The following is a 23,386-nucleotide window of genomic DNA, read 5'->3' on the forward strand; positions in this document are numbered from 1 at the left end:
GACAACACCGCATCGACCGAGGTCAGCGGCGTCTTACAGTTCTGACAAGTCAACCGGGGTACCGAACAGCAGGTCCCTTCTCGCAAGGTGATGTCCGTTCCGAAATGGACTCACCAACGAGGAGGATCGACCATGCGCCGTCCCTGGCTAGCCGCCGGAATCGCCGCGCTCTTCGTGGTCGTCGGCGCACCGGCCCATGCCTGGGCCACGACGCCCGGCGCCGCGGCACCACAAGCGGCCGCGCGGCCTGTCGTGGACATGGAGGCCACCGTCCTGGCCGCCCAGATCGACCCCCGGCGGCCCGACCACACCCTGACCCCGGGCGCGAAGAGCTCCGTCCTGGCCGTCGAGCAGGCTCTCGAGGCCCGTCATCTCCTGGACGCGCAGTGGGTGGACGGCTACTTCGGCACCGAGACCATCTCGGCGTACGCCGCCTACCAGCGCTCGCTCGGCTACACCGGCCTGGACGCCACCGGACTGCCCGGCACGACGTCGCTGACCAAGCTCGGGCTGAACCGCTACACGGTCACCAACACGATCGGCCCCGGCGCGCACGTCCAGCGTGACGGGTACACCGTGGACGCTCGTACGCAGGCGATGCTCACCGCCGCCGAGCACCTGCTCGGCTACCAGCTCACGCTCGCACAGGGTTCCTACAACCCCGGGGGCGACCCGACCTCCGCCGGTACGCACGACGGCGGCGGCGTGGTCGACATCAACGTCGACGGCATGACCGCGGCCAAGCGCACCGCCGCGGCCCGTGCCCTGCGCCAGGTCGGCTTCGCCGCCTGGGTCCGGGATCCGAGCCAGGGCGCCTGGCCGTGGCACATCCACGCCGCGGCGATCAACGACACCGACCTGTCCAGCCCGGCCCAGCACCAGATCGGCGACTACTACCTCGGCATGAACGGCCTGGCCAACCAGGGCCCGGACGACGGCCCGAAGGTCCCGATCAACACCTGGGAGCAGTACCAGCGCGCGCACTGACCACCGATCACCCCTCACCAAGAGAACGAAGAGGACACATGTTGCATCTCCGCAAGGGCCTGGCCGTGGCCGGCATCGCCCTGGCCATGACCACCTCGATCCTGAGCGCCTCCTCGCCGGCGTCCGCCGCCGGCCGCGACGGGACCTGCGACAGCGGCGAGTTCTGCTACTACTACAACAGCAACGAGGCCGGCTCGGTCTCCGACTTCACCGAGTCCGTCGACGACTACGGCACCACCCAGCCGACCTGCTACGACTTCAAGGGCGCCGGTGCCGGCAAGGGCCTCTGCGTCAAGAACAACGCCGCGTCGGTGTGGAACCGGACGAGCAAGACCGTCACCGTCTACTTCAACAGCGACTTCGGCGGGGCGACCCAGTCCTTCGCCGCCGGCGCCAAGGGCAACCTCAACGCCACCCTGAAGAACAACAACGCCTCCCACAAGATCGGCAGCACCGACGGCGGCTCCTTCCCGGCCGACCCGCGAGCGTCCTCGGCCATCGCGTGGGCCAAGGCTCGGCTCGGCCACACGGACTGGAACGGCCAGTGCGAGGCATTTGTCGAGGGGGCGTTCGGCACCCAGTACAAGTTCGGTTCGGCCACCAAGCACTACGAGTGGCAGAAGGCCAACGGGCGCATCCACACCGGCTCGGTGCCGCCCGCCGGAGCGGCGGTGTTCTTCACGTCCACCACGGCGGACGGCCACGTCATGCTCTCCATCGGCGGCAACAGCGCGATCAGCACCGGACCTTCGGTCTACCAGACCAGCACGTTCCGGCAGCGGTCGGACTACCTGGGCTGGGCGTACGTCCCGAGCAGCTGGTGAGCGGCGCGATGCGGACACGGATCGGCATTCTGGTCGCGGCCGTCTCGGCGCTCCTGGGCGTCGTCGTGGCGCCGGGTGCGGCGTCGGCCGCCGGCCGCGACGGGACCTGTGACAGCGGCGAGTTCTGCTACTACTACAACAGCAACGAGGCGGGCTCGGTCTCCGATTTCACCGACTCCGAGGACGACTACGGCGCGACCCAGCCGACCTGCTACGAGTTCAAGGGCGCCGGCGCCGGCAAGGGCCTCTGCGTCAAGAACAACGCCGCGTCGGTGTGGAACCGCACCGGCAAGACCGTGCGGGTCTACTTCAACAGCAACTTCGCCGGGGCGAGCCAGGACTTCGCGGCCGGCGCCAAGGGCAACCTCGACGCGACGCTGAAGAACAACAACGCCTCGCACGAGTTCTTGACCGGAGGGCCGACCGGCTGCAGCACCGACGGCACCAACAGCAAGCTGCCGAGCACGATCCTGGTCTACCGGGTCGGTCTCGGGCGCGTCGACCGGGTGGACTTCAAGACGTACGTCAAGAATGTCCTGCCGAACGAATGGGTGTCCGGCTGGCCGGCCGCCTCGCTGGAGTCCGGGGCCGTGGCGGTCAAGAGCTACGCCTGGTACTGGGCGCTGCACTCGACCCGCAAGACGGCGGGCGGCCAGTGCTACGACGTCAAGGACAACACCGACGACCAGGTTTACAAGCCGTCATCGGCGCAGTCGTCCACGTCGTCCGCCGTGGACAACACCTGGTCGACCCGGATGACCCGCAGCGGGAACATCCTGCAGGCGCACTACTGCTCGACCACGACCGCCTGCGGTGCCTGGGTGGACGGGAACTGGATGTCGCAGTACGGCTCGCGTGATCTCGCGAACGCCGGCGACAGCTATCAGACGATCCTCCGGCACTACTTCCGCGACGTGACCCTGTCCTGAGTCACGCGCCGAGCGCGCCGCCCACCGCAGCCCCCGCGGTGGGCGGCGCCTCGTCGCCGGTCAGCAGCCGGGAGACGATCTCCCGCGTGTCGGCACGGTCGAAGGTGGCGGTGGAGAGGGTGAGGTGCATGACCATCCCCTCGATCATCGCGTCCACCCCGCGGGCCGTCACCGGATCGACGAAGCGCTCCAGCACCGCACGGGACCGGCGCATCCAGGCCTCGGTCACGGTCCGGAGCGCGGGATCGCGCAGGGCGGCCAGATACAGCTCGTACGCCACCGCCCACTCCCGAGGGTCCACGCCGGCGTCGCCGTGGATCAGGTCGGTCACGGCGTCGATAAAACCTTCCCGATCCCGTACGCCGTGGAAATGCGCCTCGTACAGCGGCGACATCCGTTCGGCATGCCGGTGGAAGGCCTGCGCCAGCAGATCGTCCAGACCTTCGAAGTGGTACGTGAGAGAGCCGAGCGGCACATCCGCCTCGGCCGCGATCCGGCGCATCGTGGTGCCGGCCACGCCGTGCCGGGCGACGACGTCGATCGCCGCGTCGACGATCCGGCTCTTGCGCTCGGGGTCGTAGCGCCGCGGTGACCGCGCCGCGGGAAGGGTCATGCGTACGATCGTACGCAACCCGGTCTGGTTAGACTCTCCGCTCGTGATCTGGGATGTCGCAGTGGTCGGGGCCGGCCCCGCCGGGCTGGCCGCCGCGCAGGCCGCGGCCGCCGCGGGTGCCCGCACGATCGTGCTGGAGCGTGCCACCCACCCGCGCTACAAGACCTGCGGCGGCGGCCTGATCGGCACGTCCCTGCAGATCGCCGAGGCGCGCCTGGCCGCGGTCCCGGGCCGGGACACGATCGACGCGGTCACCTTCACCCGCGGTGGTCGCCGCACCTTCACCCGGCGGGCCCGTGGCGGCCCGCTGCTCACCATGGTCCGCCGCGACGACTTCGACCACGCCTGGTACGAGGCGGCGCTCAAGGCCGGCGCCACGGTCCGCCAGGAGTGCCTGGTCCGTGCGATCGCCCAGGACGACGACGCCGCGACCATCACGCTCTCCGACGGCGCGGAGGTCGTCGCCAAGGCGGTGATCGGCGCCGACGGCTCGGCCGGGATCAGCTCGCGTCACGTCGGCGTCGCCTTCGACCAGCAGGACCTCGGCCTCGAGGTGGAGCTGGCCGCCACCGAGGCCGACCGGCACGCCTGGCGGGGCCGGGTGCTGCTCGACTGGGGCCCGGTCCCCGGCTCGTACGGCTGGGTCTTCCCGAAGATGAACGACTGCAAACTGCACCCGCCGGGCTGCCGGTCAGAGGGATGTCTTTCCAAGGACGATCAGCTCACCGTCGGTGTGATCATGACGAAGGGGCAGGGCGCCGAGACCAAGCGATACCTGCGCGACTTCGTGGCCCAGCTCGGCCTGACCGACCGCACGGTGGTGCGCGACTCGGGCCACCTCACTCGCTGCCGCCGCCCCGACTCGCCGCTGCGCCGCGGCCGGGTGATCGTGGCCGGCGACGCGGGCGGCCTGCTGGAGCCGTGGACCCGCGAGGGGATCAGCTACGCGCTGCGCTCCGGCTCGTGGGCCGGCGCCGCCGCCGCGGCCGGCGATCTGGCCGCCTACGAGCGGCAGGTGGCGAGCGAGCTGGCGCCCGAGATGGCCGCCGGCCGGCGCCTGCTCGCCGTCTTCAGCAGGCGCCCCATGCTGATCCACGCGGCGATGGCGACCCCGATCGGCTGGCACGCGTTCGAGATGTTCTGCCGCGGCCAGCTCGCCATGGCCAACGTGATCAACCGGCGCGGCATCCACGCCGCCGTCAAGCTCCTAGGGGCCTGAACGGCCAAGGGGCCCACTGGACCGGGGCGGCGAACCCGCACCGCCGGGCGTCGCGCGCGTCGCGGCCGGTCAGCGGCCCCTCGCGCCGCGCGCTGAGCCCGACGCCGATCAGCCGGGTCTCGAACCACGAGCCGCCGACCCCGCGCCGCACCCGCTCCCACAGCCCGCCCTCGATCAGCGCCGAGACCTGACCGCGCAGGACCCCGATCAGCTCGGCCGGGTCTTCCCCGCACTCGTCGCACCCGCAGGCCGGCAACGCCTCGGCCCACCATCGGCCGAGGCGCACCATGAGCCCCGGAAAGTCGGTGAACGCGATGGCGAGTGGACCGGCCGCCGGCGTACGCGGAATCAACCGCACCATCCGCACGAGGGCCTCGTCGGCCCCGAGCAGCTCCTTGCTCTCCCGCCGTTCCACCATGTAGCGCTCGTGCAGGTCATCCAGCATCGACTCGGCCGCGTCGTGCAAGACCGCGAAGCGCCCGGTATCGGTGGCGTGCGGGATAGCCCTCACCTGTGCCAGTATGCCCCGCCCGGCCCGAGGCGGCTCCCGGTACGCGAGAGCCTGGCGAATGATGAACGGCTCAGAACCGGAACTCACCGGCCGCGACACCCGCGACGAAGGCCGCCCATTCCTCAGCGGTGAAGCTCAGAACCTCGTTGTCCGGACGCTTCGAGTCACGAACCAGAATGCGGCCGTCGTCGGCCCGGGCCACTTCCACGCACGCATTCGTCCCGCAATACGATGATCGCTGCCATTGCACGGCATCCACCGGCTTGATCATTTCCGCACCTCCCGCCGATTTCCCGTCATCCACGGTAGGCGAGCAACGAAAGACCAGGCAGGAATTGACATGAGTGAAGGCAGCTCAGCGTCCCAATCATCGCTGAACGGGCGTTATGTCACTCACCATAGGCAGGGTTCGGCGCGATATGTCGCATTTTTCGTGCTTCGGTCGCGGCTTATGGCTTGTTCGCGTTGCGGATCGCCGCCTCCAACTCCTTGATGCGGCCGCTGAGGTACTCGACGGTCTCCTCCACCGTGGCCGCGATTTCCCAGATTTTGTCGAAACGTTCGCGGTGCCGTTGCACCGAGCTGTCCTCCACGACCTCGTCGACCAGCCCGGTCTCCCGATACAGCACCTCGCTCTGCTCGCCACCCTGCCCCGCGAGGGTCAGCAGGTCGAAGGTGGCGTTGTTGGTGACCGTGTAGTTGCTGTCGAACGGCAACATCCGCAATTGGAGCTTGCCGTCCCGGGCCAGCCTGTGCAGGTCGCTCAACTGCTCATGAAAGACCTGGGGACCGCCGATCGGCCGGAGGAGGACGGATTGGTCGAGCAGCGCGTACACGCTGAGCCCGTCACCCAGCCGGGACAGCACCACCTGCCGACGTCGCTGCCGCGCCTCGGCGCGCAGGTCGCGGGTCGTCCGCGGGATGTCCGAGTCGTCGAAGTTCGCCAGGTTGGTCGACGCGTACGCCGGCACCTGCAGCGGACCGGGAATGTAATACACCGAGTAATAGCGAATCTCGGTCGCCTCGGCCTCGTATTCGACCAGACGCCGCATGGCATCGGTGAGGTGTTCCCGAACTCCCGCCCCCTGGTGCCACTGACTCCGCGACCTCTTCCGGGCCACCTTGGTCAGCTCGACCAGTTCGTTGATTTTGGCGCGATCTTTGACCTGGAGGAAGGCCAGAAGTGGGCGAAGATCATTCGGCGCGATGCTGACCTCGCCGCTCTCGATGCGGATGACCTTGCTGAGGCTCCACTCCATCTCCTCGGCGACGTCGGCCTGGGTGAACCCGGCCGCATCGCGTGCGTCTCGTAGCGCCAGACGCACGGTTCGACGAGCGATGGTCGATGAAACTTCCTCAGGCACGGTGTCTCGCCAGCCTCCTATGTCGATCATTTCGATGTCGCTGACAGCCATCGCGCGGTCTGCCAGGTCGCATCATGCCAGCCTCTGCGAAATATGAGTACACCACCACCGCCGGTCTTTCGGCCACCCGCGATCCGCACATTCGCAGAACACGGAAGATCCTCAGGCCACGGACAAGCAGAAAGGCCCGCGCTCGCGCGTAACGGGAGCACGGGCCGACAAGCAGGACGTGCTTAGTTGAACTCTCCGGCCTGGACACCCTTCACGAACGCGACCCATTCGTCTTCGGTGAAGGCGAGAGGCGCGGCCAGCGGATCCTTGGAGTCACGAACCAGAATGGCGTCCGCGGTCTTCGCGACCTCGACGCAAGCTGCATTGCCGCAGTAGCTGCTCTTCTGCCACTGTGGCGTGTTGTCGATCTTCACTTTGGAGAGCCTGACCTTCCGAGTCGGCGATACTATCGAGTGGTAGAACCAATTTCTCTGAAATAGGTTACGGGATGGCTTTCTGGTCATCCCAATTCGCGAATCCGCCTCTCGATAAAGGCGATCGTGTCATCTTCCTTGGCGGCTGCGTTCCAGAGCTTTTGATAGCGATCATAATGGCGCGCGACGGGCCCGGGAGGCGGCGGGCCGGTCGCGTTCACCTTTCCGATCGCGACGTCCTCGAGAATTTCGTCGGTGACCCCGGTCTCGCGATACATGACCGCGCTGGACAGGTCGCCGTCCGCCCCGAGGAAGACAACGTTGAAACCGGCGTTGTAGGACATCGCCACGTCGGCGTCGAACCGGATGACGCGGACCCGGAGCAGTCCCAGCCAAATCAACCGCAACAGTTCCTCGAACTGCGCGATCAAGACCCGTGGACCGCCCACCGGCCGACGCAGGACCGACTCGTCGAGCAACGCCGTGATCCGCAATGAGCCGGCCCGGGCGACCGCCACGTCGTGCCGCTGCCGGCGGGCCGCCAGACGATATTTGATCTGGCCGGGCTCCAGTTCTTCACTCCACGTTTCCATGAGCGCGGTTGAATACTCCGGAACCTGCAGCAATCCTGGAACGTGGAAAACCGAATAATGATGGATGACGGCGGCCTCGGCCTCGAACTCGATCAGCTTGCGCAGCGGATCGGTCAGGAATTCGTGATATTCCGGCGTCTGATACCAGGCCCGGCGTTGGCGGGCTCGGGCGACCTTGGCCGCCTCGACCAGCTCGGCCACGCGAAGCCGGTCATCGACCCGGAAAAACCCCAGCAGGGGCCGGAGATCATTCGGCGCGACGCTGACGTCGCCGTTCTCGATCCGGATGACCTTGCTGAGGCTCCACTCCATCTCCTCGGCGACCTCGAGCTGGGTGTACCCGGCCGCCTCACGAGCCTCGCGCAGCGCTATCCGCACGCGACGTCGCGCAACAGTGGGCGAGTCACCCTCAGCCATGAGGTCCTTCATCGTCGAGACGGTAGGTAGCGGGCCGACGTAAGTTGCAACCTAGCTGGCTGCCAGACGGCACCCAGCGAGGTCGCGCGTCAGCTTACTAACCGTGGTACCAGATGGGAAATCCCCATACCGGAGTTCAAGAAAAGTTGATACTGACTTGGCGTGATCGATGTGCGACGGGTCGCCGTTATCCCTGGTGAACGAGGTGCCGGCCGGCGGCCGCGCGGCGGGAATGGCGGAACGACCGTCGCTCGATCGTGCGCCGCAGCGCCCGGGTCACCTGATTGAACACGCGCGGGTCGAACGAGGAGTAGACGGTGACCTCTTCGGCGCGATAGCGCGCCCGGATCTCCCACGCGTGCCCGGCGCGCTTCCGCAGGGCGATCAGGACGACCACGACCAGCGCCGCCACGACCGGCAACGCCGCCGCTACGCCGAACTTCAGGCCGGCGGCGACCGCCAGCACGAAGAGGCCGAGCCAGAGGGCGAACTCCGCCCCGGACGGTCCGGCCGCCACTGTGCGCTCCAGACGGACGTCCTCCAGGTCGTCGATCGCGAAAATCCGCATGGACGAGGTCTGCCAGACGAAGTGGGTGTCGGTGATGACGGCGTCGGGTCCGCGATAGTAGGTGCGCATTTCCGTCTTCCCCTCTGTTCCCGATGGACACGGCGAGGAAGGAAAGGTCGCGGGCGCGACGGAAGAGAGAATTCCCACCCCGCTGGGATCGGGCGGGTCGAATGTGGGGAGCGAAACGGCACCTGGTTGCCGCCAGGTGCCGTTCTTGACTCTCCCCTCGAAACTCCGCCCTCCGGACTGTCGTACCACGAGTACAGCATGGCCATCAGGCTCTCCGCTACAGCTCAACCTGCTATCTGGCAGACTGCGCACAAGCCGGTGGGGTCAGGCCGCCGCGGCCTCGCCCGCGTACGGTCGTTGATCGTTCTCGATGGCTCGGCGCAGGGCCCGGCTGACCTGGTGAAACACGCGGGCGTCGGTCGAGGCGTACAGGCGGACCGGGCAGTCGCGATAGGTCGCCCGCAGCTCCCAGCGGCGCGGCCGGTGCTGCTGAACCACCGCACAGACCATGCCGGCCCCCGCGGCGGAGACGGCGATGGCGACTCCGACGAGCACGCCACCGGCCGCCGAGACGGCCGCCGCCGCGACCAGGGCGGCCACGGCGGCAGGCGGAGCGACGATGGAGAGGCGTACCCCATCCGGTCGACCAGGTGCGATACAGACGTCGCGGAGGTCGTGGATCGCGAACCGGCCGGGCGGCGAACCGCGCCGCACGACGAAAAGCTCGCTGGTCACGACGACGTCAGGCCCTCGGTAGTAGATGCGCATGATGAACTCCCTCCCCGTGACTCCTTGCGAGCCGGGGAAATGCGAGCCACCATTGGCGTTGAGAGAATTCCCCGCCTCGCTCGTCGTTGAACTTTGCTTCTCGACGGAGCTCCAGAGGTGACAACGGCACCCGGTTGCCGCCGGGTGCCGTTGCGGTGTCTCTCCTCCGACTCCGCCCTTGCTGCTCTATCTGTAGTAGAGCACGCCACCCGGCTATCCGCCACTATTCAACCTGCCAGGTTGCAGATTGCGTACACGCCGATCAAGGTAGGGTTGATGCGCGTCACTCCTGCCCATCTGCGGCGTTTCATTGACGTATGCACCGGGTAGGCCCCACACGGATGCCACGACGAACCTACGATTTACGCAGGTAGGAAGGGCGATGACCGCATGGAGAGCCGCCTGAGCATCGCGGGTCAAGCGGTGCAACCCATCCTGGTGATGTTCCCGCTGGGACTGTTCACGATGGCCGTCATCTTCGACGTCGGCCGGCTCCTCGGTGGCCCGGGGATGCTGGGCGCGCTGGCGTACTGGAACATCGTGGCCGGCCTGGCGAGCGGTTTCCTCGCCATGCTGGCCGGCGCGATCGACCTCGCCTTCGTCCGCCGTCCGCTCGCCAAGCGCGTCGGCGTGCTGCGCGTCCTGGTCAACATGGGGGTGCTCGTCCTCTTCGCCGTGATCCTCATGGTCCGGGTCGGCGCGCAGAACCGCGCCGCCGGCGTCGGCCTGCTGCTGCTCGAACTGCTCGCACTGGCCATCTCGGGTTTCGGCCTGTGGTTCGGCGGCGAGCTGTCCCGCGGCCGTACCCCCGCGTTCGCCAAGGCCGCGGCGGGAAATCGAGGATATTGAGCCCGCCTCGCCCGCGCCGTCCTTTTGCGTTTGCCTGGTCGCTGTCCGGGAACGCGACAAGGAACGGCGTAACGCGTGACCCGAGGAGGGACGACACGATGAGCACATCGATCCAAGGCAAGCGGGTGGCTTTCCTGGCGACGGACGGCGTGGAAGAGGTCGAGTACACCGAGCCGCGCAAGGCCGTGGAGGGTGCCGGTGCGCGGGTCGAGCTCCTTTCCATCAAGACCGGCGAGATTCAGGCCGTCAACCACATGGACAAGGGCGGCACCTATCCCGTCGAGAAGCAGGTCGGCGCGGCCGACCCGGCGGACTACGACGCGTTGGTGCTGCCCGGCGGCGTCGCCAACCCGGACTTCCTGCGCACCGATCCGGACGCCGTGCGCTTCGTCCGCGACTTCGTCGCGACGGGCAAGCCGGTCGCGGCGATCTGCCACGGCCCGTGGACCCTGGTCGAGGCCGGGGTGGTCGACGGCCGCACGCTGACCAGCTGGCCGAGCCTGCGCACCGACCTCACCAACGCCGGGGCCACCTGGGTCGACGAGCAGGTCCACGTCGACGGCCGGCTGATCACCAGCCGCAAGCCGGATGACCTGAGCGCCTTCTGCGACGCCCTGCTCCAGCAGCTCTGACCCGCTCGCGCCTCATTTGCGGTGCGGCGGGGTCTCGTCCTCGATGCCGAAGAGCTCGGCGATCTCCTCGAGCGGGGATTCGTCGTCCGGCTCCCCGCGGGCCGGCTCGGGGGCGGGCGGCACGGCGGTCGAGGGCGGCGGGTGGGCCGCGGACAGCAGGCCGGTCATCCGCTCGGCGACCGCCGTGCTGATCTCGTCGGCCGGGCGGGCCGCGTCCAGCACCAGGTAGCGCTTCGGGTCGGCGGCGGCCAGGTCGAGGAAGGCGTACCGGACCCGCTCGTGGAACTGGCGGGACTCGCTCTCCAGCCGGTCCTGCCCCTGGCCGCGGGCGTCGACCCGGCCCAGGCCCACGGTGGGGTCGACGTCGAGCAGCACGACCAGGTCGGGCTTGAGGCCGCCGGTCGCCCAGGAGGACAGCCAGGAGATCTCGGCGACCGGCAGGGTGCGGCCGGCGCCCTGGTAGGCCAGCGACGAGTCGACGTAGCGGTCGCTGATCACCACGGCGCCGCGGGCGAGGGCGGGCCGGACGACGGTCGCCACGTGGTGGGCGCGGTCCGCGGCGTACAGCAAAGCCTCGGCTCTTGGCGCGGGCGCCTCGGCCTTGTCGAGCACCAGCCGACGGATGCGCGCGCCGACGTCCGTGGCGCCCGGCTCGCGGGTGACCACCACGTCCCGCCCGTCGCCACGCAGCGCCGCGGCCAGCCGCTCGACCTGGGTGGACTTGCCGGCGCCCTCGCCGCCCTCGAAGACCACGAAGACGCCGTGCCGGACGAACTCCTCGGCCGACGCGAGCGGACGGCCGCGCACCGAGCCCCAGAGGTCGGCGAGCACCGGCACGCCACGCTTGTCGTCCATCTGCCGGAACGCGCTGATCCCGACCCAGATGCCGATCGCGCCGGCGACCAGCAGCAGCACCCGGGTGCTGGAGATGTCGAAGTGGAAGGCGCCCAGGCTGATCCGGCGGGAGCTGCCCAGGCCGACCAGGAAGCCGGCGAGCGTGATGGCCAGCAGCAGCACCATCCGGACGCCGATCTGCACCACCGCGAAGACCCGGCCGCGGACGGCGTCGTCGACCTCGCCGTACAGCAAGGTCGTGCCGGCCAGGAACGCCATGCCGGCGCCGGCGCCGACCAGCAGCGCGCCGACCAGGGCCATGGACAGGTGGAACGCGACGCCGAGGAACATCACCGAGCCGCTGGCCAGCACGATGCTCATGCCGAACCAGCGGCGCCGGGAGAGATCCCGGATGATCATCGGGCCGAGGCCGATGCCGAGCGCGAGGCCCATGAAGATGACGCCGAACAGCAAGTAGAAGGCGGCCTCGCCGGCGCCCAGCGAGGTGGCGAACATCTTCGCCGCGCCGATCACCACGCCGCCGGCCGCGAACGCGCCGAAGATGCCGAGCACCAGGCCGCGTACGAGCGGGGTGTTGCCGATGTACTTCCAGCCGTCCACGAACTGCCGGAACATGCTCTGCTGGGCCTCGCGCTGACGTTCCGCGCTCTTGCCGCCGATCTCCGTGATCCCGAAGAAGACGGTGAGCGCGGTGGCCAGCCGGGAGAACGCATTCAGGTAGAGCGCCAGCTGCACGGGCTGGGCCCAGTGCGGCAGGGTGGCGCCGGAATGCTGGATGCCGGCGGTGAGCGCGGAGAGCACGAGGGCGGCCAGGATCGGCGTGATGCCGTACGTGGTGACCAGGGTGAGCTGGTTGCTGATCTCGATCCGCGACTTCGGGATCAGGTTGGGGACCGCGGCCTCCTTGGCCGGGATCCAGATCAGCGTGATCGTCTCGCCGACGAACGTGGCGATCGCGGCCCAGGCGACGACCTCGGTCGGCGAGGCGCCCAGCAGGGGCACGACCGGGATCGAGCCGTAGAAGACGAACCGGATCAGGTCGGTGATGACCATCGTGTAGCGGCGATCGAACCGGTCGGCGAAGACACCGGCGATCGGGCCCAGGAGCAGAGCCGGGAGCAGGCGTACGGCGATCGTGCCGCCGAACGCCGCGCCCTGCCCGGCGCTGCTGTGGAACTGCGACGCCGCGAAGATCCCGGTGGCGAGCAGGCCGATCCAGTCGCCGAACGAGGCGAGGCTGAGCACCAGCCACAGCCGCCGGAACGGCCGGATACGCAGGACGGAACGCAGGGCTGCGAACCCCGACAAGTCGACCGGTCCGGTTTCTCGCGTTTCGGTGTCGATGGCCGTACCTCCCGTGATTCCCCGCCGCGTGCACTCTAACCGGCGCCTCCGACAAGCCTGGTTTCGCACGTTCGGGTAAGCAAAAAGTGAAGCTCTTTCGCATTGCTGGTCCGGGCGTTACCGTGCTGGCGTGATTGCCGACCGCAACTCCCTGCAGAGGCGCCTCGACGCGGCGACCGCCCGGCTCGAGACGCCGATCGCGGCGGTCGACCTGACTGCCTTCGACGACAACGCGGCCCAGATCGCGGCCCGGGCGGGCGGCAAGCCGGTACGGGTCGCCAGCAAGTCGGTACGCTGCCGCACCCTGATCGAGCGGGTGCTGGCCAAGCCCGGCTGGCACGGCGTGATGGCGTACACCCTGCGCGAGGCGGTCTGGCTGGTCCGCCAGGGGGTGACCGACGACGTCCTGGTCGCGTACCCGACCGTGGACCGCACGGCGATCGCCGAGCTGACCGCCGACCCGGCGCTGGCCTCGGCGATCACCATCATGGTCGACCACCCGACCCACCTGGACGTCGTCGACCGGGTCACCCCGCCGGGCGGCCGCCCCGACGTGCGGATCTGCATCGAGCTCGACTCGTCCTGGAAGCCCGGGCCGCTGCACGTGGGCGTACGCCGCTCCCCCGTGCACTCGGCCGCCCAGGCCGCCGCGCTCGCCCGCCGGCTGGTCGCCCGCCCCGGCTTCAAGCTGGTCGGGATGATGTCGTACGAGGCGCAGATCGCCGGCGTCGGCGACGCGCCGCCCCGCCAGCCCCTGCGCGGCCAGGCCATCCGGCTCATGCAGTCCCGGTCGTACGCCGAGCTCGTCCGGCGCCGCGGCGAGGCGGTCGCCGCCGTCCGGGCCGTGCTGGTCGCCGAGACCGCGAAGGACCTCGAGTTCGTGAACGGCGGCGGCACCGGCAGCGTGGCCGCCACCAGCGCCGACCCGGTGGTCACCGAGGTCACCGCCGGTTCGGGCCTGTACGGTCCGGCCCTGTTCGACGCGTACCGGAACTGGCGGCCCACCCCGGCCGCCTTCTTCGCGCTCTCGGTCGTGCGGCGCCCCGCGCCGGACATCGCCACCGTGCTCGGCGGCGGCTGGATCGCCTCCGGCCCGGCCGACCGCACCCGCCTGCCGCAGCCCTACCTACCGGAGGGACTGCGGTTCAAGCCCGACGAGGGCGCCGGCGAGGTGCAGACGCCGCTGCTCGGTGACGCGGCCGCCACGCTCCGCCCGGGCGACCGGGTATGGTTCCGTCACGCGAAGGCCGGCGAACTGTGTGAGCACGTCAACGAGCTGCAGCTGATCGACGGTGAGACAGCGGCGCCGGCCCCGACGTACCGCGGAGAGGGCCATGCGTTCTTGGGGTGACCGCTCAATCCGTCACGTGACGGTGAAGGTACTCCCGGATCAGCGCTTTTGCCTCAGTGAGCACCGCCTCGTCGCCGTTGGTGTCGCGCCGGAACGCCAGCTTGATCAGGGCGTCCGCCGCCTCCACCGAGATCTGCAGGGCGAAGCGCAGCCGGGCCCGGTCGATCAGCTGGAACTGCTCGATCAGCAGCTCGGCCAGCCGGTCGGCGATCACCGCGTTGTTGTCCCGCTCGATGTCGAGCAGGTGCACGTCGACCACGTCGCCGAAGTGCAGCGTGCGGAAGCCGGCGACGCTGCGGTGCATCTGGATGTAGACGTCGATGGCCGCGTCGACCCCGTCCCACCAGTGGGCGAAGGTCTCGCTGCCGAAGCGGGCGGACAGGCCCTGCAGGTACGCATCCATGTTGCGCATGGCCAGCGCCTGCACGATCGCTCGCTTGTCGGGGAAGAACTGGTAGACCGAGCCGATGGCGACCTCGGCTCGTTCGGCGAGCAGCGTCGTGGTCAGGCCCTCGTAGCCCACCTCATCGACGAGCTCCGCGCAGGCGTCGAGCATGCGCTGGACCCGGGCAACGCTTCTGCCCTGCACCGGGACGCGCCGCAGCGGCCCGGTGGTGACGGTTGGTGTCGACACGCGTCGCCACTCCCTCTCAGCAGTGATAATCGGAACGTTACTCGGATCAACGAGCGAGACGCATCGACGGGACGCGGAGGACACTCCACACGTCCAGTTTTGTGCGACTGTCCGCTCGTATGGAGGACAAAGCCATAATGACGACGCCCGTGAGCGCCCGCCGGTGGACCAACTGGGGCGGCAACCAGCAGGCCAACGCGACCGAGATACTGACCCCTGGCACTGTCGACGAGGTTGCGGCCCAGGTCAAGGAAGCGTCCGGTTCCGGACGCCGCATCAAGGCGGTGGGCAGCGGCCACTCGTTCACCGCGATCGCGGTGGCGAACGACCAGCGGCTGTTCCTGCACCGGCTGGCCGGCCTCGTGTCGATCGACGGGCCGCTGGTGACCGTGCAGGCCGGCATGCCGCTGCACGCGCTGAACGCCCTGCTCGCCGAGCGTGGGCTGGCCATGCCGACCCTCGGCGACATCGACCAGCAGACGGTGGCCGGGGCGATCTCCACCGGTACGCACGGCACCGGTGTGGGGCACTCCACGCTCGCGTCGTGCGTCGAGGCGGTCAAGGTGGTGACGGGATCGGGCGAGGTGCTGGAGGTCGGCAAGGACGATCCGATCTTCCCGGCCGTACGGCTCGGGCTGGGCGCGCTGGGCGTCCTGGTCGAGGTGACGCTGCGCTGCGTGGAGGCGTTCACCCTGCTGGCGGACGAGCGGCCGATGCCACTGGCGGAGGTGCTGGCCGGGCTGGACGAGTGGATCCCGGCGAACGACCACCTCGAGTTCTTCTGGTACCCGTACACCGACCGGGCCCAGCTGAAGATCAACAACCGGGTGCCGGCGCACGACCGGCCGCTGTCGAAGTTCCGCGGCTGGATGGACGACGAGTTCCTCTCCAACACGGTCTTCGGGGCGGTCATGCGGGTCGGCCGGGCGGCGCCCGGCACGGTACCGACGATCAGCGCCGTCTCGGCCCGGGCGCTGACCGCGCGGACCTACACCGAGCGGTCCGACCGGGTCTTCTGCACGCCGCGGCGGGTGCGGTTCACCGAGATGGAGTACGAGATCCCGCGCGGGGCGCTGCCCGAGGTCATCGCGGCGCTGCCACGGATCATCGACGGGCTGCCGTTCAAGGTGCAGTTCCCGGTCGAGGTGCGGTTCACCGGGCCGGACGACATCTGGCTGTCGCACGGGTACGGGCGGGAGTCCGCGTACGTGGCCGTGCACCAGTTCACCGGCGTCGAGTACGAGCCGTACTTCCGGGCGGTGGAGGCGCTCTGCCGGCCGCTCGGCGGCCGCCCGCACTGGGGCAAGCTGCACTACCGCTCGGCCGCGGACCTGCGCCCGGCCTACCCGAAGTTCGACGACTTCGTGGCCGTACGCGACCGCCTCGACCCGGCCCGGGTCTTCACCAACGACTACCTGGACCGGGTGCTCGGCGCCTGATCACTCCGCGGAGGCCGCCGCCTTCTTGGGGGCGGCCTTCTTGGCGGCCGTCTTCTTGGCGGGCGTGGCCTTCTTCGCGGCTGCCTTCTTGGCGGGCGCCTTCTCGTCGGCGGCCTTCTTGGCCGGCGCCTTCTTGGCGGCCTTCTGCGGCGCCGGGCCCTTCGCCCGCTTCTCGGCCAGCATCTCGGAGGCCTGCTCGACGGTGAGCTCCTCCGGCGTCTGGCCCCGGCGCAGCGACGCGTTGTACTCGCCGTCGGTCACGTACGGCCCGAACCGGCCCTCCTTGATCACCATCGGCTTCTCGGTGATCGGGTCGGGGCCCATCTCGCGCAGCGGCGGCTTGGCCTCCCGGCGCTGCCGGGTCTTCGGCTGGGCCAGCAGGGCGAGCGCCTCGTCCAGCGTGACGGTGAAGAGCCGGTCCTCGTTCTCCAGCGAGCGGAAGTCGTCGCCGCGCTTCACGTACGGCCCGTACCGGCCGTTGGCGGCGAGAACCTCGGCGCCGTTGTCGTCCTTGCCCAGGGCGCGCGGCAGGCTCAGCAGCCGCAGCGCCTGGTCGAGGGTCAGCGTCTCCGGCGACTGGCTGCGGAACAGCGAGGACTTGCGCTCGCCGGCCTGCACGTACGGGCCGAAGCGCCCGGATTTCAGCTGCACCGACTCGCCGGTGGCCGGGTCGTCGCCGAGCGAGCGCTCGCCGCCCCCGCCCAGGAACAGCTCGTTGACCTTCTCCGGGGTCAGCTCGTCGGGCGCCACGCCCTCGGGGATCGACACCCGGTCGTCCGGCGACTCCTCGGTCGCGCCGGGCAGCTGACGCTGCAGGTACGGCCCGTACCGGCCGACCCGGACCACCACGTTGCGGCCGGCCTCGTCGCTGAACAGCGGGATCGAGTTGACCGAGCGCGCGTCGATGGCGCTCAGGTTTTCGGTCACCATCTTCTTCAGCCCGCCGGCCGCGGCGATCGTGTCTTCCGCCCCGGCCGTCTGGCTGCCGAAGTAGAAGGAGGTCAGGAAGTCCAGCGCGGCGTGGTCGCCGCCGGCGATGTCGTCGAGCTGGGTCTCCATGGCCGCGGTGAAGTTGTAGTCGACCAGCCGGGGGTAGTGCCCCTCGAGCAGGCCGATCACCGCGAACGCCAGGAACGACGGGATCAGGGCCTGGCCGCGCTTCTCGACGTAGCCCCGGTCCTGGATCGTCCGCATGATCGACTCGTACGTCGACGGGCGGCCGATGCCCAGCTCCTCCAGCGCCTTGACCAGCGACGCCTCGGTGTAGCGGGCCGGCGGGGTGGTGTGGTGCCCGGCCGCGGCCAGCTCCTCGGCGGTCAGCGGCTGGTCCTTCACCAGCGTCGGCAGGCGGCGCTCGGCGTCCTCGGCCTCGGCGTTCTCGTCGTCGGATGACTCGACGTAGGCGCGCAGGAAGCCCGGGTCGGTGATCGTCTTGCCGGAGGCGGCGAAGTCGACCTCCTCACCGGTGGTGGAGATCGCCCGGATCCGCACGCTCACCGAGTTGCCGACGGCGTCGGTCATCTGCGACGCGATCGTCCGGCGCCAGATCAGCTCGTACAGCTTGAACTCGTCGGCGGACAGCTCGTTGGCCACCTCGCCCGGGGTCCGGAAGTTGTCGCCGGCCGGGCGGATCGCCTCGTGCGCCTCCTGCGCGTTCTTCACCTTGCCGGTGTAGCGGCGCGGCTGCGGCGGCACGTTGTTGGCCCCGTAGAGCTCGCCGATCTGCCGGCGGGCCGCAGTGAGCGCGGTCTCGGAGAGGTTCACCGAGTCGGTACGCATATACGTGATGTAGCCGTTCTCGTACAGCCGCTGCGCGGTGCGCATCGTCTGCGAGGCGGAGAACCGCAGCTTGCGGGCCGCTTCCTGCTGCAGCGTCGAGGTGATGAACGGCGCGTACGGGCGGCGGCGGTACGGCTTCTCCTCGACCCGGGTGACCGTGAACGGCCGGTCCTCCAGGCGGGCGGCCAGGCCGCGGGCGCCGGACTCGTCCAGGTGCACCACGCCGGCGCCGGGCCGGACCTGGCCGGTGGTGGGCTCGAAGTCCTTGCCGGTGGCAATGCGGTCGCCGTCGAGAGCGATCAAGGTCGCCTGGAAGTTCCTAGGACCTTCGATCTTTCCCTGTACGGCGAGGGTGGCCAGGATGTCCCAGTACTCGGCGGTGCGGAAGGCCATCCGCTGCCGCTCCCGCTCGACCACGATGCGCGTCGCGACCGACTGGACCCGCCCGGCGGAGAGGCGGGGCATCACCTTCTTCCACAGGACCGGGCTGACCTCGTAGCCGTACAGGCGGTCGAGGATCCGGCGGGCCTCCTGCGCGTCGACCAGGTCGCGGTCGATGTCGCGCGGGTTGGCCACGGCGGCCTGGATGGCCGGCTTGGTGATCTCGTGGAAGACCATCCGCTTGACCGGGACCTTGGGCTTGATCGTCTCGACCAGGTGCCAGGCGATCGCCTCGCCCTCGCGGTCCTCATCGGTGGCGAGGAAGATCTCGTCCACCTCTTTCGCCAGCTTCTGCAGCTTGGCTATCTGCTGCTTGCGGTCCTGCGAGACGACGTAGAGCGCATGGAAGCCGTTGTCCACGTCGACGCCCAGCCGCGCCCACGACTCGCCCTTGTACTTGGCGGGCACGTCGGCGGCATTTCGCGGCAGGTCGCGGACATGGCCGAACGAGGCCTCGACAAAATAGTCGGGGCCCAGGTAACCGGCGATCGTCTTGGCCTTCGACGGGGACTCGACGATGACCAGACGGGTCGTCCTGGTGTTACTCGGCACGGCACTCCCAAACTTCGCACTCAGCGTTCCGCCATCTCCACCGGCGGCGCACAGACTTTCAACGTAACGCGCCGGAGGAACACGCATTCCCGGGGAACCCCGGAGTCGGATGGTAACGGTCCGGCCACCGCACGCGTCCGACGGCGACACCGTACACCGCGAAAGGTGAGTCGTGTCGCACACAATCCAGGAAGATCATGCGGTCGCTGTGAACGGCCACACGAGCTCGGGCGCCGCATCGGGGCGCTCACCGACCAGTTCGGCGAGGCGCCGAAGCCGGCGTTTCCCAGCTATTACATAGTGACGCCCGTCAGCGGAGAGCCGACCGGCGAGACCGACCCGGACCAGGGCAGCGTCGATCGCCGCCGGATCCTTGACGGGGTCCAAGCCCAAAGCGTACCCGCCCGGCACGGGTTCGCCCGCGGCCGCGACCCAGAGACGCAGCCGGGGGCCGGAGAGAAACAGCTGCGCGGCGGCCGCCGGCCAGGCGCGGGCCAGGCCGTTCAACCGACTGGAGTACGCCGTGAGCACCTCGAACCGCGGGCGCGGCTCGGGTTCGTCGGCTTTATCCGCTTCTGCGTCTTTGCGAAAAGCCTCCTTGGGGTCCTGCTCGCCCGGGGGTGTCGACCCGGCGAACGAATCCGATTTTTCCGACTCCTCCGCATCGGTCAGGCCCGAACGCCGGCCGGTTGTGAGAGAGAGCTCCCCAGATGCTGGCGGAGGCCGGCCGGCGCCCGAGTGTCGTGGATCTCCCTGGCCATCATCCACAAGATCGTCGGCGGCCGGATCATCCGCGGCGGAGGACTCGGGCCACGCATCCGGCTCGGGATAGACCTCGTCGAGCGGGTCGGCGGCGTCGACGCGTACGTCTGGCCCGGGAATTTGATCTTGCACTGGATCTTGCCTTTGATCTTGCTGGATCGGGCGCCAGTGCGCGGTCAGGCCGCGGGCGACCAGCTCGGCGACCAGGACGTGCACCCGCCAGGCGGCATCGACCTCGACCGACACGCGGGCGGTGCCGCCCATCCGGCCCAGCACGCCCGGACCGGCCAGGAGACCGGCGAGATCGGCGGGCGAGGGCTCGGTCGTCTCGGCGCCGAAGAACGGCAGCTGCCGACCCGGATCGGGATGAGACGGGCGCACCACGGGCCGACGCTTCGCAGCTTTGACCGGCGCGGGCAGCACCTCGCGCGGGATCAGCGGCCACCCGGTGTCGGTCATCTCACCGGCACTCGGGCACTTCGTCGAAGGCCTCTTTGAGCTCCGGCGAATTGAGCTTGGTGGTGTCGAGGCTGCTCGCCGCATACTCCGCATTCAGCTGGTTGACGACCTTTTCCACCTGGGCGTAGAACGTCTTGGCGGGGGCGATCGCCAGGCCCTCGATGCCGGTGGCGGCCCGGCCGTAGGCGTCGCGCAGGCCGGCCAGCGCGCCGGTGAAGCCGTCGGCGACCTGCTTGCCGCCGTGCACGTCGGGAACGCCCGCCTTGGCCACATCGGCCCGGGCCTTCTCGCTCGCGTCGTGCGCGCCGGAGAAGAGGCGGCTCAGGTTTTCCTTGGCCTGGCCGGGGGTCGTATTGACGGTGATCTGTTGCTGGGCGCGGCTGGTCAGCGAGGCGATCTCGGAACGCCACGGGTTCAGCGCCGTGCAGACCGAGGAGGCCCAGGCGCGCGCGTCGGGCGCGGTGGAGCAGGCCGCAACGCCCAGCACGAGCGCGAACAGGAGCACCACCGAGACGGGACGGGCCGGACGCATGGGAAGCAGCGTACGGCCCGGGTGTGACAACCTTCCATGGTGCTTGGGGGTGCCCGTCGATGGACACCCCCGCACCTTCGTCAGGCGCTGACCCGCTCGGTCGGCTTGTCGCCGGTCGAGGCCGGAGCGTCGTCGCCCATCGTGATCGGCTTGCGCTTGCTGATGAAGACGGCCACCACCACGATCGCCGCCGCCACCAGGGCGATGGTCACCCGCAGCGGGGTGTTGGCGTCCTTGCCGAAACTCCAGCTCACCACGGCCGGAGCGATCAGCAGCGAGACCAGGTTCATCACCTTGAGCAGCGGGTTGATCGCCGGGCCGGCGGTGTCCTTGAACGGGTCACCCACGGTGTCGCCGATGACCGTCGCGGCGTGCGCCTCGGAGCCCTTGCCACCGTACGAGCCGTCCTCGACCAGCTTCTTCGCGTTGTCCCAGGCGCCACCGGAGTTGGCCAGGAAGACCGCCATCAGCGTGCCGGTGCCGATCGCGCCGGCCAGGTAGCACGCGAGCGCGCCCGGGCCGAGGCCGAACCCGACCGCGATCGGGGCCATGATCGCCAGCAGGCCGGGGGTGAGCAGCTCGCGCTGCGCGTCCCGGGTGCAGATGTCGACGACCCGGCCGTACTCGGGCCGCTCGGTGCGGTCCATGATGCCCGGGTGCTCGCGGAACTGGCGGCGGACCTCCATCACGACCGCGCCGGCCGAGCGGGACACCGCGTTGATCGCCAGCCCGGAGAACAGGAACACGACGGCCGCGCCGATCAGCAGACCGACCAGGCTGCGCGGGTTCGCGATGTTCAGCAGGCCGTAAACCACGTCGTCGATGTTCGGCACCTTGGCGTCGGTCAGCGAGGAGCGCAGCGTGTTCGTGTACGAGCCGAACAGCGCCGTCGCCGCGAGCACGGCCGTCGCGATCGCGATGCCCTTGGTGATCGCCTTGGTGGTGTTGCCGACCGCGTCCAGCTCGGTGAGGATCCGGGCGCCCTTCTCGTCGATGTCGCCGGACATCTCGGCGATGCCCTGCGCGTTGTCCGAGATCGGGCCGAAGGTGTCCATGGCCACGATGACGCCGACCGTGGTGAGCAGGCCGGTGCCGGCCAGCGCCACGGCGAACAGCGACAGGGTCAGCGACGAGCCGCCGAGCAGGAACGCGCCGTACACGCCGGCGCCGATCAGCACCGCCGAGTAGACCGCCGACTCGAGGCCGACGCTGATGCCGGCCAGCACCACGGTGGCCGCGCCCGTCTGCGACGACTTGCCGATGTCCTGCACCGGGCGCCGGTTGGTCTCGGTGAAGTAGCCGGTCAGCGCCTGGATGGCGGCGGCCAGCACGATGCCGATCACGACCGCGCCGATCGCCACGAAGCGCGGGTTGCGGCCGCTGTTGACGATCTCCGCCGCGATCCCGGAGTCGTTGAAGCCGGCGAAGCTGGACGGCAGGTAGATGAAGCTGACCACGGCCACGACGATCGCCGAGACCACGGCCGAGATGTAGAACGCCCGGTTGATCGCGGTGAGACCGTTCTTGTCGGACGGACGCAACCGGGTGATGAAGACGCCCAGGATGGCGATCACGACACCGACCGTAGAGACGATCAGCGGGAAGATCAGGCCGTCCTGGCCGAACGCGGCCTGACCGAGGATCAGGGCGGCGACCAGGGTCACCGCGTACGACTCGAACAGGTCGGCCGCCATGCCGGCGCAGTCACCGACGTTGTCGCCCACGTTGTCGGCGATGGTCGCGGCGTTCCGCGGGTCGTCCTCGGGAATGCCCTGCTCCACCTTGCCGACCAGGTCGGCGCCGACATCCGCGGCCTTGGTGAAGATGCCGCCGCCGACCCGCATGAACATGGCGAGCAGCGCGGCGCCGAAGCCGAAGCCCTCGAGCACGGTCGGGGCGTCGCTCTTGAAGATCAGCACGACCAGCGCGCCACCGAAGAGGCCGAGGCCCACGGTGAGGAAGCCGACCACACCACCGGTGCGGAACGCGATGCCCATCGCGGTCTCGCGACCGCCCTCCTCACCGGCGGCCGCGGCCACCCGCAGGTTGGCGCGGGTCGCGAGCGCCATGCCCGCGCCGCCGATGAACGACGAGAAGACCGCGCCCACGACGAAGAAGAGCGACCGGCCGATCTTGACCCATACCTCGTTGTCGGTGTTGTGCACCGGCAGGAGGAAGAGGAGCACGACCGCGATGACCACGAAGATCGCCAGCGTCTTGAACTGGCGGAACAGGTACGCCGTCGCGCCCTCTTGGACCGCGCCGGAGATCTCCTGCATGTTCTTGGTGCCGCGCCCGGTCTTGAGCACCGACTGGACGAACATCGCCGCGAAGCCCAGCGCGATCAGCGCGAAGACCAGCGCGACGATGACGAATGTGACGTTCGAACCTTTCAGGGACACTCCGCCCGCGGCAGAAGTTATCAAAGTCCCGGACATCAATGTCCTCCTGTACACCAACGCGCCCGGAGCCGACGGACGAACCCGGCCAGGCGCATCCCCGTTGCCGGGGAGACGACAACTGGGCCCCG

21 protein-coding genes and 1 pseudogene are annotated in these 23,386 nt (G+C 69.4%); 8 read left to right on the forward strand and 14 right to left on the reverse strand.

The window, feature by feature from the left end:
- Positions 1 to 132: 132 nt before the first annotated feature.
- The 3 genes from IH26_RS0135860 to IH26_RS58700 are packed head-to-tail and all read left to right on the forward strand — an operon-like array spanning position 133 to position 2,740.
- Positions 133 to 987, forward strand: coding sequence for a peptidoglycan-binding domain-containing protein (locus tag IH26_RS0135860; protein WP_030440717.1), 855 nt, complete (start codon positions 133 to 135; stop codon positions 985 to 987).
- A gap of 38 nt (positions 988 to 1,025) precedes the next feature.
- Complete coding sequence (locus tag IH26_RS58695; protein ID WP_084599361.1) at positions 1,026 to 1,811, forward strand: peptidase inhibitor family I36 protein; 786 nt, start codon at positions 1,026 to 1,028, stop codon at positions 1,809 to 1,811.
- Between the two features lie 8 nt (positions 1,812 to 1,819).
- Positions 1,820 to 2,740 carry a SpoIID/LytB domain-containing protein gene (locus IH26_RS58700; RefSeq protein WP_084599363.1) on the forward strand — a complete coding sequence of 307 codons (921 nt, stop codon included), beginning with the start codon at positions 1,820 to 1,822 and terminating at the stop codon, positions 2,738 to 2,740.
- Position 2,741: 1 nt separating this feature from the next.
- Here the strand turns inward: IH26_RS58700 and IH26_RS0135875 are convergent, their stop codons facing one another.
- A complete protein-coding gene (locus IH26_RS0135875) occupies positions 2,742 to 3,353 on the reverse strand; it encodes a TetR/AcrR family transcriptional regulator (protein ID WP_030440720.1) in 612 nt (203 codons plus the stop codon).
- Here IH26_RS0135875 and IH26_RS0135880 point away from each other — a divergent pair.
- Positions 3,352 to 4,572 carry an FAD-dependent monooxygenase gene (locus tag IH26_RS0135880; protein WP_051809151.1) on the forward strand — a complete coding sequence of 407 codons (1,221 nt, stop codon included), beginning with the start codon at positions 3,352 to 3,354 and terminating at the stop codon, positions 4,570 to 4,572. The two genes, IH26_RS0135875 and IH26_RS0135880, sit on opposite strands and share 2 nt — an antisense overlap.
- Here IH26_RS0135880 and IH26_RS0135885 read toward each other — a convergent pair.
- The 7 genes from IH26_RS0135885 to IH26_RS0135915 all read right to left on the reverse strand — a co-directional run bounded on the left by IH26_RS0135885 (position 4,553) and on the right by IH26_RS0135915 (position 9,227).
- The gene (locus IH26_RS0135885) at positions 4,553 to 5,083 is read right to left on the reverse strand and encodes a DUF6226 family protein (RefSeq protein ID WP_030440722.1); all 531 of its coding nucleotides are present in this window, start codon (positions 5,081 to 5,083) and stop codon (positions 4,553 to 4,555) included. The genes IH26_RS0135880 and IH26_RS0135885 overlap by 20 nt on opposite strands.
- A 70-nt stretch (positions 5,084 to 5,153) precedes the next feature.
- Positions 5,154 to 5,354, reverse strand: coding sequence for a DUF397 domain-containing protein (locus IH26_RS0135890; RefSeq protein ID WP_030440723.1), 201 nt, complete (start codon positions 5,352 to 5,354; stop codon positions 5,154 to 5,156).
- Positions 5,355 to 5,532: 178 nt separating this feature from the next.
- Positions 5,533 to 6,408, reverse strand: a complete 876-nt coding sequence (locus IH26_RS0135895) for a helix-turn-helix domain-containing protein (protein ID WP_245665808.1) — start codon at positions 6,406 to 6,408, stop codon at positions 5,533 to 5,535.
- A 272-nt stretch (positions 6,409 to 6,680) separates the two neighbouring features.
- Positions 6,681 to 6,872: a DUF397 domain-containing protein gene (locus IH26_RS0135900; RefSeq protein ID WP_030440725.1), complete on the reverse strand. Its 192-nt coding sequence runs from the start codon at positions 6,870 to 6,872 to the stop codon at positions 6,681 to 6,683.
- A gap of 86 nt (positions 6,873 to 6,958) precedes the next feature.
- Positions 6,959 to 7,894: a helix-turn-helix domain-containing protein gene (locus tag IH26_RS0135905; RefSeq protein ID WP_245665810.1), complete on the reverse strand. Its 936-nt coding sequence runs from the start codon at positions 7,892 to 7,894 to the stop codon at positions 6,959 to 6,961.
- 175 nt (positions 7,895 to 8,069) lie between these two features.
- Positions 8,070 to 8,519 (reverse strand): DUF6232 family protein, encoded by a 450-nt coding sequence (locus IH26_RS0135910; RefSeq protein WP_051809153.1) that lies wholly within the window; start codon positions 8,517 to 8,519, stop codon positions 8,070 to 8,072.
- A 264-nt stretch (positions 8,520 to 8,783) separates the two neighbouring features.
- A complete protein-coding gene (locus IH26_RS0135915; RefSeq protein WP_030440728.1) occupies positions 8,784 to 9,227 on the reverse strand; it encodes a DUF6232 family protein in 444 nt (147 codons plus the stop codon).
- Positions 9,228 to 9,617: 390 nt separating this feature from the next.
- Between IH26_RS0135915 and IH26_RS0135920 the strand changes: the two genes are divergently transcribed.
- A complete protein-coding gene (locus tag IH26_RS0135920; RefSeq protein ID WP_034216687.1) occupies positions 9,618 to 10,076 on the forward strand; it encodes a DUF2231 domain-containing protein in 459 nt (152 codons plus the stop codon).
- Positions 10,077 to 10,174: 98 nt separating this feature from the next.
- On the forward strand, positions 10,175 to 10,708 hold the full coding sequence (locus IH26_RS0135925) for a type 1 glutamine amidotransferase domain-containing protein (protein ID WP_030440730.1): 534 nt from the start codon (positions 10,175 to 10,177) through the stop codon (positions 10,706 to 10,708).
- A gap of 12 nt (positions 10,709 to 10,720) precedes the next feature.
- Here the strand turns inward: IH26_RS0135925 and tmk are convergent, their stop codons facing one another.
- Positions 10,721 to 12,871 (reverse strand): dTMP kinase, encoded by a 2,151-nt coding sequence (gene tmk / locus IH26_RS0135930; protein WP_245665812.1) that lies wholly within the window; start codon positions 12,869 to 12,871, stop codon positions 10,721 to 10,723.
- Between the two features lie 166 nt (positions 12,872 to 13,037).
- Between tmk and IH26_RS0135935 the strand changes: the two genes are divergently transcribed.
- Positions 13,038 to 14,258, forward strand: coding sequence for an amino acid deaminase/aldolase (locus IH26_RS0135935; protein ID WP_030440732.1), 1,221 nt, complete (start codon positions 13,038 to 13,040; stop codon positions 14,256 to 14,258).
- Between the two features lie 4 nt (positions 14,259 to 14,262).
- Here IH26_RS0135935 and IH26_RS0135940 read toward each other — a convergent pair whose 3' ends face one another.
- Entirely contained in the window at positions 14,263 to 14,892 is a 630-nt protein-coding gene (locus IH26_RS0135940; RefSeq protein WP_030440733.1) for a TetR/AcrR family transcriptional regulator, read from the reverse strand.
- Positions 14,893 to 15,029: 137 nt separating this feature from the next.
- On the opposite strand from IH26_RS0135940, the gene IH26_RS0135945 reads away from it, so the two are divergent.
- On the forward strand, positions 15,030 to 16,331 hold the full coding sequence (locus IH26_RS0135945; RefSeq protein ID WP_030440734.1) for a D-arabinono-1,4-lactone oxidase: 1,302 nt from the start codon (positions 15,030 to 15,032) through the stop codon (positions 16,329 to 16,331).
- Here IH26_RS0135945 and topA read toward each other — a convergent pair whose 3' ends face one another.
- The 4 genes and pseudogenes from topA to IH26_RS0135965 all read right to left on the reverse strand — a co-directional run bounded on the left by topA (position 16,332) and on the right by IH26_RS0135965 (position 23,294).
- The gene (gene topA / locus IH26_RS0135950; RefSeq protein ID WP_030440735.1) at positions 16,332 to 19,103 is read right to left on the reverse strand and encodes a type I DNA topoisomerase; all 2,772 of its coding nucleotides are present in this window, start codon (positions 19,101 to 19,103) and stop codon (positions 16,332 to 16,334) included.
- Between the two features lie 927 nt (positions 19,104 to 20,030).
- Positions 20,031 to 20,324: pseudogene (locus tag IH26_RS63385) on the reverse strand (hypothetical protein); the annotation flags it as partial.
- Position 20,325: 1 nt separating this feature from the next.
- Positions 20,326 to 20,856: a hypothetical protein gene (locus tag IH26_RS0135960; protein ID WP_030440737.1), complete on the reverse strand. Its 531-nt coding sequence runs from the start codon at positions 20,854 to 20,856 to the stop codon at positions 20,326 to 20,328.
- 80 nt (positions 20,857 to 20,936) lie between these two features.
- Positions 20,937 to 23,294 (reverse strand): sodium-translocating pyrophosphatase, encoded by a 2,358-nt coding sequence (locus IH26_RS0135965; RefSeq protein WP_030440738.1) that lies wholly within the window; start codon positions 23,292 to 23,294, stop codon positions 20,937 to 20,939.
- Between the last annotated feature and the right edge of the window lie 92 nt (positions 23,295 to 23,386).

Source organism: Actinoplanes subtropicus (assembly GCF_000721705.1).
Classification (GTDB): domain Bacteria; phylum Actinomycetota; class Actinomycetes; order Mycobacteriales; family Micromonosporaceae; genus Actinoplanes; species Actinoplanes subtropicus.